8 protein-coding genes and 2 riboswitches are annotated in these 11647 nt (G+C 65.5%); of the genes, 7 read left to right on the top strand and 1 reads right to left on the bottom strand.

The features are described from left to right. The first annotated feature begins 18 nt into the window (after positions 1 to 18). A riboswitch (cobalamin riboswitch) is annotated at positions 19 to 239 on the top strand. A gap of 36 nt (positions 240 to 275) precedes the next feature. The 3 genes from IVB40_RS23785 to cobT are packed head-to-tail and all read left to right on the top strand — an operon-like array spanning position 276 to position 2815. Further along, a complete protein-coding gene (locus IVB40_RS23785) occupies positions 276 to 953 on the top strand; it encodes an energy-coupling factor ABC transporter permease (protein ID WP_247359743.1) in 678 nt (225 codons plus the stop codon). A 45-nt stretch (positions 954 to 998) separates the two neighbouring features. Further along, on the top strand, positions 999 to 1748 hold the full coding sequence (gene cobF / locus IVB40_RS23780; protein ID WP_247816502.1) for a precorrin-6A synthase (deacetylating): 750 nt from the start codon (positions 999 to 1001) through the stop codon (positions 1746 to 1748). Between the two features lie 14 nt (positions 1749 to 1762). Continuing rightward, complete coding sequence (gene cobT, locus IVB40_RS23775; protein ID WP_247816501.1) at positions 1763 to 2815, top strand: nicotinate-nucleotide--dimethylbenzimidazole phosphoribosyltransferase; 1053 nt, start codon at positions 1763 to 1765, stop codon at positions 2813 to 2815. Here the strand turns inward: cobT and IVB40_RS23770 are convergent, their stop codons facing one another. Next, positions 2816 to 3388, bottom strand: a complete 573-nt coding sequence (locus tag IVB40_RS23770; protein WP_247816500.1) for a histidine phosphatase family protein — start codon at positions 3386 to 3388, stop codon at positions 2816 to 2818. Between the two features lie 72 nt (positions 3389 to 3460). After that, a riboswitch (cobalamin riboswitch) is annotated at positions 3461 to 3663 on the top strand. 116 nt (positions 3664 to 3779) lie between these two features. Between IVB40_RS23770 and IVB40_RS23765 the strand changes: the two genes are divergently transcribed. The 4 genes from IVB40_RS23765 (at position 3780) to IVB40_RS23750 (ending at position 11637) form a co-directional block, all read left to right on the top strand. After that, a complete protein-coding gene (locus tag IVB40_RS23765; RefSeq protein ID WP_247816499.1) occupies positions 3780 to 6152 on the top strand; it encodes a TonB-dependent receptor in 2373 nt (790 codons plus the stop codon). 11 nt (positions 6153 to 6163) lie between these two features. Next, the gene (locus IVB40_RS23760) at positions 6164 to 7591 is read left to right on the top strand and encodes a PepSY domain-containing protein (protein WP_247816498.1); all 1428 of its coding nucleotides are present in this window, start codon (positions 6164 to 6166) and stop codon (positions 7589 to 7591) included. 459 nt (positions 7592 to 8050) lie between these two features. Continuing rightward, complete coding sequence (locus tag IVB40_RS23755; protein ID WP_247816497.1) at positions 8051 to 10060, top strand: hydantoinase/oxoprolinase family protein; 2010 nt, start codon at positions 8051 to 8053, stop codon at positions 10058 to 10060. Beyond that, positions 10057 to 11637 (top strand): hydantoinase B/oxoprolinase family protein, encoded by a 1581-nt coding sequence (locus IVB40_RS23750; protein ID WP_247816496.1) that lies wholly within the window; start codon positions 10057 to 10059, stop codon positions 11635 to 11637. The genes IVB40_RS23755 and IVB40_RS23750 overlap by 4 nt, the downstream gene beginning before the upstream one ends. The last annotated feature ends 10 nt before the right edge of the window (positions 11638 to 11647 follow it).

Genomic DNA, 11647 nt, shown 5'->3' with positions numbered 1-11647 from the left:
CGCCCGGCTGGCGAAAGGGGCACACAGGAGACGCATGGTGCTCGACGCGGCGCAAAGCGCCGGAGCATAATCGGGAATGGGGATGGGCGGACCCAGTTGCGGCGCCCAAAACCCCAGCCGCCCCCGCGACTGTAAGCGGTGAGGGACTTCGATCAGCCACTGGGCCGCAAGGCTCGGGAAGGCCGGAGACTCCCAGTGAACCGCGAGCCAGGAGACCGGCCGTGCACGTTTTGAGGCCAAGGCCGTCGGGTGTGACGGCAAGAAGGATCTGAGCCATGCATATCGAACCCGGACTAGTCTCGGACGCCAAGCTCGTGCTGAGTTACGCAACCGGCATCGCCGTGGGCGGTGTTGCCTTGAAGCTCGCGGTCGAGACCGTGCGCGAGCAGGGCATCACGTCGTTCGCGGCGCGCACGCTCGCCACCACCGGCCTCGTGTTTATCTTCTTTGAGATTCTGCCGCACTTCCCGGTCGGCGTCTCCGAAGTGCACTTCATCCTCGGCTCGACCTTGTTCCTGCTGTTTGGAGCTGCGCCTGCGGCCTTCGGCCTCGCGTTCGGCCTGCTGTTCCAGGGCATCTTCTTCGAGCCGCCCGACTTGCCGCAATATGGCATGAACGTCACCACGCTGCTGGTGCCGCTGTTCGGGATCCAGGCAATCGCTACGCGGATCATTTCGAGCAACACGGCCTATGTCGATCTGAAGTACCGCCAGGCGCTGGCGCTTTCGACGACCTATCAGGCGGGTGTCATCGCCTGGGTGGCGTTCTGGGCGATTTATGGCTCCGGCTTCGGTGCGACCAACCTCGCCAACATCGCGACCTTCGCGGCGTCCTATGCGCTCGTTATCGTGATCGAGCCGCTCGCCGATCTCGGCGTGCTGGCGCTGGCGAAGTCGCTGCGAGGCGTCACCGCGGCCGGCCTCGTCACTCCGCGTTTGCACAACGCGGCCTAGAGACAAGCGAATGGGCGGCCGTTATGGCCGCCCTTCGCAGCTACGATGCTCACGCTCTCCCTGATAGGCATCGGTTGCGGCGATCCCGAGCAGCTCACGCGCGCCGCGATCACTGCCATCAACGCGGCCGATCTCGTCCTGATCCCGCGCAAGGGAACCGCAAAATCCGATCTCGCCGATCTCAGGCGGACGATCTGCGCCGATGTGCTCACCAGCGACACGACCCGCATCGCCGAGTTCGATCTGCCCGTCCGCGACGCCGCGGAAGCGGACTATCGCAAGGGCGTGGACGATTGGCACGATGCCGTCGCCGCGGCCTGGTCGCAGACGATCGCAGATCATCTCGAAGGCAAGGGCAAGGTCGCGCTGCTGATCTGGGGCGATCCCTCGCTTTACGACTCCTCGCTGCGCATTGCGCGGCGGCTCAATCCCTCGCCAAAGATCGAGGTCGTGCCCGGCATCACCTCGATCCAGGCGCTTTGTGCGGCGCATGCGCTGCCGCTCAACGACATCGGCGAGCCTTTTCTGGTCACGACGGGACGTCGCTTGCGCGATGGCGGCTGGCCGCAGGGCGTCGATACCGTGGTGGTGATGCTCGACGGCGGCACGGCGTTCCAGTCGCTTGATCCGGCGGGCCTGCACATCTGGTGGGGGGCCTATCTCGGCATGCCCGATCAGATCGTGATGTCCGGCGCGCTGGCCGAGATCGGCCCGCGTATCGTCGCGGTGCGGCAAGAGGCGCGCGAACGGCACGGCTGGATCATGGACAATTACATCCTCAAGCGCAGGCCGTGAGGCAGCGAGGCAGCATGCTCCCCGAATGGGTCACCCAACAATGCCCCGACATCTCCGCAGTCCATCGCGAGGCGGCGGTGGCGCGGCAGGCGCAACTGACGAAACCGACCGGCGCGCTCGGCCGGCTCGAGCAGCTCGCGATCGAGCTTGCGGGCCTGCAAGCGACCGAGCAACCGCGCGCGGCGCGGGTGCCGATCGTCATCTTCGCCGGCGATCACGGCATCGTCGCGCAGGGCGTCTCGGCCTATCCGCAGGAAGTGACCATCGCGATGCTGGCGAACTTCGCCTCCGGCGGTGCCGCGATCTCGGTGCTCGCGCGTGAGCTGGGCTCCAGCCTGGAGGTTATCGACGCCGGCACGCTGGCGCAGGAGGAGATCGCTGGAATCGTGACCGACAAGCCGCGCAGCGGCACGCGCGATTTCAGCATCGAAGCTGCGCTCACCCCCGCAGAGCTGGCATTTGCGTTCGAAGCCGGCCGACGTGCGGTGACACGCGCGCAGGCCGGGCAGCCCGATGTTCTGATCTTCGGCGAGATGGGTATCGGCAACACCACGACGTCGGCTGCGATTGCGGCGAGCCTGCTCGGCGTGAGCGCTGAGGAGATCGCGGGCAGCGGGACCGGCGTTGACGCGGCCGGCCGTGTGCACAAGGCGCGGGTGATCGACGCCGCGATTGCACGCCATGGCATTGCGGGCGCTTCGCCGGAAAAGATCCTGTGCGCCGTCGGCGGTCTCGAAATCGCGGCCATCTGCGGTGCAATTATCGCGGCTGCACAGCGCCGCATCCCCGTGTTGATCGACGGTTTCATCGTGTCGGTGGCGGCGCTGGCGGCGGCGCGGCTCAACCCCTCGTGCCAGCCGTTCCTGCTGGCTTCGCATCAATCCGCCGAGCAGGGCCATCGGCTGGTGCTGCGCGCGCTGAACGTGCAACCGCTGATCAGCCTCGATCTCAGGCTCGGCGAAGGATCGGGCGCGGCAATCGCGCTGCCGCTGGTGCGGTCGGCCTGCGCGCTCCACAACGGCATGGCGACCTTTGCGCAGGCCAATGTGCCTGATCGTCCGGCCTGATCAAATCGTCCGCTGATTGACGTAGACGACGCGCCAGCCGGTCGCGAGCCGGTCGATCCTGGTCAGCGACAGCGGATCGATCACGAAGCGCAGGGCAGCTTGTGGTGTCAGATCGAGCGCGATGCACAGCGCCGCGCGGATCGTGCCGGAATGCACGACGAGCGTTGCGGTCCCGGCACCGACCCTCGACAGACCCAGCCGGACCCGCGCGACCTGTTCCTCAAAGCTCTCGCCGCCCGGCGGCCGTCCGCGCGCCGGATCGCTCCAGAACTGTGCATAGGCCTCGCCGCCGGTCGCGGCGAGTTCGTCATGCCGACGGCCGGTCCAGTCGCCAAAGTCTTGCTCGCTGAATTCGTCCACCTGCAGCGGCTCGAGCCCCAGCGCGCGGGCTGTCTCGACCGTGCGCCGCGACGGGCTGGCATAGCTCGCGGCCTCGCGCGGCAGGCCCTGCCGCAGCGCCTCCAGCTGCGCGCGAGCGCCGAGATCGGCCGGTGCGTCGGCCGCATGGATCGTCCCCGCGACGCCATCGACGGGCGCGTGCCGTATCAGCCAAAGGAAGGTCTCGCCTTCCATGCTTATCTCCAAGGAAACTGGTCGTTGTGGCAATAACGCCGCAACTGGCACATTGACTCTGTCTGGATCGTAATCCTAGATGCTCGCGACGGTTTCCCCGAGAGGGGATGAAAAGGGAATGCGGTGCGGGGACATTGTCCCCAATGCCGTGGCTGCCCCCGCAACTGTAAGCGGCGAATCTTGCATCACATGCCACTGGGTATCTCGGTCCCGGGAAGGCGACGCAAGGTAGTGACCCGCGAGCCAGGAGACCTGCCGTCAGCCGTGGTCACACGCGAAAATGTCGGTCGGGGAGTACAGACATTCGGCTTCATCGGAAGGCTTATGAGCCGGAAGATGGGACCTTGGTTCGCGGTGACGTGCCACTGACGTCACACCGAGGTCCAAGACCGTGTATTCCCTTTGTATCGTACGACCACGCCATTTCTTACTGGCATGCGCCGCTCTCACATCTTTCGTCGCCATCGACATGCCAGCGGCCTTGGCGCAGCAGGCCCGCGAGCCACTGCCGCCCGTCGAGGTGTCGGCGCCACAATCCCGCAGGCAGGCCAGCCCGGCCGGACGGGACGCGCAGAGCTCACGCCGCGCAGCAGCGCGCCGGCCGGAGACTGCATCCGCAGTGCCCAAGCCTGTCGTGCCGACTGCGGCAGCACAGACGCCGCTCAATACCAATGCCGTCGCCGAAAGCGCCTCGCGCCTTGGCCTGACCGTTCGCGAAACGCCCGCGACCGTGGAGGTGATCTCGGCCGCAACCATGCGCGAGCAGGGCTATCGCACCGCGTCCGACGTCGCGCAGGGCGCGGTGGGCGTCACATCCGGCGACAATCCGGCCGAGCCGTCGGCTTTCTCCATGCGCGGCTTCACCAACAGCCAGATCAACACGCTCTACAACGGCATCAAGATCGGTCCGCAGAACATGACCTCGAGGATCACCGACACGGCCAACCTGGAGGCCGTCGAATTCCTGAAGGGACCGGCCTCGCTGATGTCGGGCGAGGGCGCCGCCGGCGGCGCGATCAACTTCGTCACCAAACAGCCGCACACCGGTCCGATCCGGAACGAGGCGGATTTCTCCTGGGATTCGCTGAACTCGTTCCGGGCGTATTACGGATCGGGCGGCAGCACGAACGTGCAGGGACTCGACTACCGCTTCGACGTCAGTCGTTCCTCGCTCAACGGCTTTGCCGACGACACCAACACCAAGACGCTCGACGTCTCGGGCCAGCTCAACTACCGCATCTCCAACAGCCTAAAGGTTTGGGGCGCGATCGAATACCGCGAGGATCGCTCGAAAGCCTATTGGGGTGTGCCGCTGGTGCCGATTGCCTTCAGTGGTTCGCACGCGACGACGGGGATCGTGTCCGGCAATTACGTCTCGAACTACAATAAAACCAATCTCGGTGCGGTCACGATCGATGACCGCACCTTCAACACCAACTACAACGTCTTCGACAACAAGAACGTGGCGAAGGAAGTGTGGCTGCGCGGCGGCTTCGAGCTGAAGCTGGCGCCTGACCTGACGCTGAAAAGCCAGGCCTATGGTTATGGCGCAGAGCGCACATGGTTCAACAATGAGGTCGAGGCGTTCAATGCCAGTTCGGGCCTCCCTAACTCGAACATGGTGGATCGCGAGCGTTTCTATGTCGCGCACAGCCAACGCTTGGTCGGCAACATCACCGACTTGATCTGGGATGCGAATATCGCCGGCTTTGACAACCGCTTGGTCACGACGCTTTCCTCAAGCTACCTTGATTTCGTAAGGCCGGGCGCCGCAAATTTCCCCGATGATTCCGTCTCGCTGGTCAATCCCGATCGCGGCTATTACGGCCTGCTCACGACTAAGCAGCAGACCGCGCGGATCGACAACGAGGCGCTGTCGTTCGAGGACCGGTTGAAGTTGACACGGACCCTTGCGCTAGTCGGCGGCCTCCGCGTCGAGCATATCGGGCTCGACCGCAACTCGACCGACAAGACCGGGCTCGTGAACGCGGGTTTCCCGTTCTCGCAATCCTGGGTCCCGACGACGGGCCGTATCGGCTACACGTGGGAAGCCGTTCCGGGCCTGACCTTTTTCAGCCAATACGCGACCGGCGCCGACATCGCAGCCAACAACATCTTTCTGCTCAATCCGACCGATCCGCTCAACCTGACCACCGCGCGCACCTACGAGACCGGCGTCAAGCACCTGTTCTGGGACAATCGGGCGGAGTGGTCGTTCTCGGCCTATGACATCTTGCGCAAGAACGTCTATGCGGCGGCAGGCGGCATGCAGCTCAACCTCGCCGGGCGGCAGGAGTCGAAGGGCGTCGAGCTTGCCGCCTCGGTGCGTCCGATCGAGCCGCTGCGCCTCTGGGGCAACATCGCCTATGTCGACGCCCGCTATGCCGATTACGATTTCGTCGGCGGCTCGTTCTCCGGCAATACGCCGCCGAACGTGCCGCGCGTCGTCGCCAATGCCGGCGCGTCGTACCGGTTCTTCACGCCCTGGGCGGTCGAGCTCGGCATCACCGGCCGCCATGTCGGCGACCGCTACAACACCGATGCCAATGTCGTGACGCTGAAGGCCTATACAGTGGCCGATGTCTACGCCTTCGTCGATATCCCGAAGACGGTGTTCAACGCGGTCGATCAGGCCCGCCTGACATTCCGGGTGCGTAACATCGCCGACAAGCGTTATGCGATCTGGGGCGATCCGTTCTATCCCGATCAGATCCTGCTGGGCGCGCCCAGGACCTACGAAATTTCGGCCGCGTTCAAATGGTAGGACGCTGACCGATGATGCGCGCGATCGTCCTGCTGCATCGATGGCTCGGGATCGCGTTCTGCCTGCTGTTCGCGATGTGGTTCGCGACGGGAATCGTGATGCACTTCGTTCCGTTTCCGTCCCTGACGGAAGCGGAACGCTTTGCCGGCCTCGTGCCGCTGGATCGCGTTGAGACGACGATCGCGGTCGCCGATGCCGTTGCCGCGAGCGGGATCGCGGATGCGACGCGCGTTCGCCTGATCCAGCGCAGCGACGGACCAGTCTATGTCGTTTCGGGGCCATCGCGCGCAGGCGCAGTCCTCGCCGCCCACGGGGTCGACGCGTCGGTCGCGTCTTCCGAGGTCGCGCTGGCCATCGCGCGGGATCACGCCCGCAGCCGCGGGCTCGATGCCGCGCAGGCCGCGATCGTTGCGCGCTTGGACTACGACCAATGGAGCGTGCCGAACGGCTTTGACCGCCACCGGCCCTTGTTTCGGGTTGCCTTGGGCGACTCCGCTGGAACGGAAGTCTATGTCTCCTCGCTCGGCGGCGAGATCGTCCTGGATACGACGCGCAGCGAGCGGACCTGGAATCTCGTCGGCAGTGTGCTGCACTGGATCTATCCAACAGTTCTGCGAAGCAATTGGTCGTTGTGGGATCGCGTGGTCTGGACCTTGTCGCTGCTGGCGCTGATCGCAGCTTTGCTTGGCGCTGTGCTCGGACTTGGGCGGATCAAACCTCGAAGCGGTCTAATCGGATCGCCCTATCGTGGCTGGCATGCCCTGCATCATCTCATCGGCCTCGCGGCCATGGTGTTCGTACTGAGCTGGATTTTCAGTGGCTGGCTCTCCATGGATCATGGGCGGCTGTTCTCGCGTGGGCAATTGACCTCGGCTGAATCCAGCGTGATGAACGCTTCACCGAACTGGGCGGCGGCTGCATCGCTCGATCGGCAGCCTGTATCGCCGTCGACCCGCGAGATCGAATGGTTTGCCTTCAACGGCACTCTCTATCGGCGGGACCGGACGGGCCTTGCCGGCCAGACCTTGATCAAGGCAGGCGACGCGCCCCGCGATGGACCAACGGGATCTCTGGATGTGCAGGAGGTCCAGGGGCTGACCGCGCGCCTTGCGGCCGGCTGCAGCGGTCCGTCCGTACTTGCCGACAACGACGACTATCCCGCGCAGTCCAATGTCCCGCGCGCCCCGGTCTACCGCTCGTACTGCGGTGACCTCTGGTTTGACATCGACGGCGCCGACGGCAATTTGCTGCAAAGGCTGGATTCGTCGCGGCGGGCTTATCGCTGGTTCTACGGCGCGCTGCACACGCTGGATTTTCCGGTCCTGCTGACGCGTCCGTTGCTGCGCGACGGCTTGGTCGTCGGGCTCTGCACCCTCGGCCTTCTGTTCTCCATCACGGGCATCGTCATCGGCTGGCGCCGCTTGGTCGCGATGCGTTGAGCGGCAAAACCACTGCTTACTGATCGTACAATAAAGAGAGGCTGAGCCGACTGCCATGCATAGCTCGTGAGCAATCGCACGGCCCGTAGCGCCGGTCGATCGCCTGCAAATTAGACAGTCCGTGCGCGGCGTGTGGATTGCAGTGCAGCGGATGTCGCGTTTCGTTCGGGAAAACTCGTGGTGCGCCGCACTTATCTCGCGTGGAACGATCCGCACTGGCCTGCACTCCCCGCGGGCAGCGCTGCCCTAAAATGTGCCTTGGCGCGCCGCGCCGGTCGCGGGCTGCTCCAGTGCGTTGCGACAACTCTGACCTATCCCGAGCCCATCGCTCTGTCGCACGCTCGCAAGCGGTGGCATGACAGGGGATGACGATGAGCGCTCTCGGCTTGGGATTGTACTTCGCGACGGATGGGAACCACCCGCCCTCCGGTTCGAATGTCGTCCGCAGCTGACCCACACATGAGCGCTGACGAAAATCACTGGGAAGTCGGCACCGATATCGGCGGCACCTTCACCGATATCATCGCGATCCGACACTCCCCCGCGGAGGCGCGGATCGCGAAAGTGCCGTCGCGCCCGCAGGCTCCAGTTCAGGCGATGCTGGAGGCGATCGAGGCGGTGGGCCTGCGCAAGAGCGAGGTCAAGCGCTTCGTCCACGGCACCACGCGTGTGACCAACGCAATCGTCGAGGGACGGCTGCCGAAAGTGGCGCTGGTCGCGACCGAAGGCTTTGCCGACGTGCTGGAGATCGCGCGCTATCGCCGCCGCGATCTCTACCGTCTCGACATCCCGCCGAAATCGCCGCCGCTGGTGCCGCCGGAACGATGTTTTGGGCTTGCCGAGCGCCTCGACCACGAGGGGCAGGTACTGAAGGCGCTGGATGAGGCGGAGATCGAGCGCCTGGTGGCGTGGCTGAAAACAACCGGCGTGCAGAGCGTCGCGGTCGCGCTGCTTCATGCCTACGCCAATCCGGTGCACGAGAAGGTGCTCGGCGAGCGGCTCAAGGGCGTCGTTGCCCACGTCTCGCTGTCGCACGAGGTCAATCCCGAGGCGCGCGAATACGAGCGGACTTCGGCAACCGTGTTCAACGCGGCTGCCATGCCGATCGCGGTGGAATATCTCAGCGAGCTGGAGCAGCGGCTGCCGATCGGCCCCGGCCTGCAGGTGTTTCATTCGGCCGGCGCCATGGTCCCGATCTCGGCCGTGAAGCGGCGGCCGCTGGTGATGGCGATGTCGGGTCCGGCGGCCGGCGTCGCGGCATCGGTCAGCATCGCGCGTCAGCTCGGCACATCGCGCATGCTGACGTTCGACATGGGCGGCACCACGACCGACGTCTGCCTGATCGTCGACGGCCAGGCCGAGATGACCGACGGCCGCATGCTCGGTGACAAGCCGCTGCGTCAGCCGATGCTTGCGGTTCATTCCATCGGAGCGGGCGGCGGATCGATCGTGCGCCATGGTCCCGGTGGCCTGACCGTCGGACCGGAAAGCGCCGGCTCCGAGCCGGGACCGGCCTGCTACGGCCGCGGCGGTACCGAGCCGACCATCACCGACGCCAACGCCGTGCTTGGTTATCTCAATCCCGAAACCAGGCTTGGCGACCGGATCGGAATCGACATCCAGGCAGCGACTGATGTCATCGCGCCGTTCGCGCGCGCCTTGGGGCTGAGCCTGACCGAAACCGCGCTCGGCATCATCAAGGTCGCGAATGCGACAATGGCGCGTGCGCTCCGCCGCGTCACCGTGGAGCGCGGCATCGACGGGCGCGACTGCACGCTGCTCGCCTTTGGCGGTGGTGGCCCGATGCACGCGGCGGGCCTTGCCGATCTCTACGGGATCGCCGAGGTCGTCGTTCCCAGCGCATCGAGCGCGTTCTCGGCGCTGGGCTGTCTCACCGCCGATTTCAGCTTCCTCCAGCAGCAGACCCTGCGCGCGGCGCTTGACGGCATCGACCTCGCCCGTGTGTCGGAGCGGATCGGGGTGCTGATTGACGATGCCTCGGCGCCGCTCGTCGCCAACGGCGTGGCCACGACCGCGATTCAGGTCGAACTGGTGGCCTTGATGCGCTACGCGGCGCAGAACGACGCCATTCCGGTGCCGTTCGCGCGACCGCTCGACGTCATCACGCTGAAGAAGGACTTTCTGGCCCGGCACCACGAGCTGTTCGGCTATGCGACGGGCGAGAGCTGCGTCATCGAATCCGTGCGGGTGCAGGCACGCCGTCCATCGACGACCGTCGTGAGCCGGCCGGCCATCGCGGTCAGAACGGTCTCCAAAGGCGAGCGCATCTGCTCGTTCGATGGCTTTCACGACATCGCCACAAGCATCATCGACCGTGCCTCGCTGACCGAAATCGTCAGCGGCCCGGCGATCATTGAAGATGCATGGTCGACCGTGGTGGTCCCGCCCGGCTGGCAGGCGCGGCCGGATGTTTCAGGCAATCTGTTCCTGACGCGGGGGACCGCATGAAGCTCGATCCGTTCGTCGTCGAGGTCATCAGGCACGGGCTCTCGGCCGCGGCCGAGGAGATGAGCCTGGTGATGACACGCTCGGCGCGCTCGCCGCTGCTGCGCGAGGCCGGTGACCTCTCGTCGGCGATGACGGACGGCCGCGGCGACCTGGTCGGGCAGGGGCGCGACATCCCGATCCATCTCGGCGCGATGGCCTACACGGTCCTCGAATTGCTGAAGGTGGTGTCGCGCGACAGCCTGAACGACGGCGACGCACTGATCTACAATGTGGGCCCGCTCGGCGGCAATCATCTCAACGACGTCAAGGTCGTGCGGCCCGTCTTCGTCGATGGCGAGATCGTGGCGTTCGCGGTCAGCCTCGCGCATTGGCCCGATATCGGCGGCACCTGGCCCGGCAGCTATTTTGCGAAAGCCATCGACACCTTCCAGGAGGCGATGCGCATTCCGCCGGTTCTGATCGCCACGGCGGCCGGCGTCAATACGCCGATCGTGCAGCTGCTCAAGGCCAATGTTCGGGATCCCGAATCCTGCGAGGGCGATCTTCTCGCTCAGATCGCCGCAACGAAAGCCGGTGAGAAGCGCATCGTCGAGCTCTGCCGCGAGCACGGCAAGGCGGTCTTCACGGCGGCGCAGTCGCGCCTGCACGATCTCTCCGAAATCGAGATGCGCGAGGCGTTGCGCGATCTGCCTGATGGCGTCTACGAGGGCGAGGATTATCTGGACGACGGCGGCGTCGATGACGCGCCCGCGCGCATTCATGTCAAGATCACCATTGCAGGCGACGAAGCTACCTTCGACCTCTCGGGAAGCTGCGACCGCGTCTCGAATTTCTGCAACACGACGCCGTTCATGGCGCGTTCGGCGGTGGCCTATGCCGCGCGCATCATGAGCGGGCGCGACATGAACCAGAACGCGGGCGCGTTGCGGCCGCTGACCATCGTCACGCGCCCGGGCTCGATCCTGGAGCCGGGGTGGAATGCCTCGGTTGCGGCCGGCAATCACGAGACCTCGATGCGCATCGTCGATGCGATCTTCCGCGCCATGCAGCACACCATTCCCGAACGTCTGTCGGCCGGTGGGGCGACCACGGCGGGTGTCCTGTTCTTCGCCGAGCCGCAACAGAACGGTTCATGGAAGATGCTCTACGAGGTCCACGGCGGTGGCGAGGGCGCGCGGCATGATCGGGCCGGCATCTCGGCAACGCGGGTGCATCTGTCCAACACCTCGAACACACCGGTCGAGGTGATCGAGGCGAATTACGCGATCCAAATCGAGCAGCAGGCCATTCGCCGGCAGTCCGGCGGCACGGGCGCCCATCGCGGCGGGGACGGCGTCATTCGTAGCTATCGCATCCTGGCGCCGTCGATGCATCTGACCACCTGCATCGAGCGCATGGTGATGGCGCCGTTCGGCATGCAGGGCGGCGAACCCGGCAAGGCCTGCCGCATCTCGCTGATCCGGCAGGGCGCGAACGTCGCGATCGACGGCAAGTCGAACCTGGTGCTGCAGCAAGGCGATCTCGTCACGATCGAGACGTGCGGCGGCGGTGGCTACGGCGTCGAGGCTGCGCAATGAAGGGATTGCG

Origin of the sequence: Bradyrhizobium sp. 40, assembly GCF_023100925.1 — a bacterium.
Classification (GTDB): Bacteria; Pseudomonadota; Alphaproteobacteria; order Rhizobiales; family Xanthobacteraceae; genus Bradyrhizobium.
This window is presented reverse-complemented; position numbering and strand designations above follow the sequence as displayed.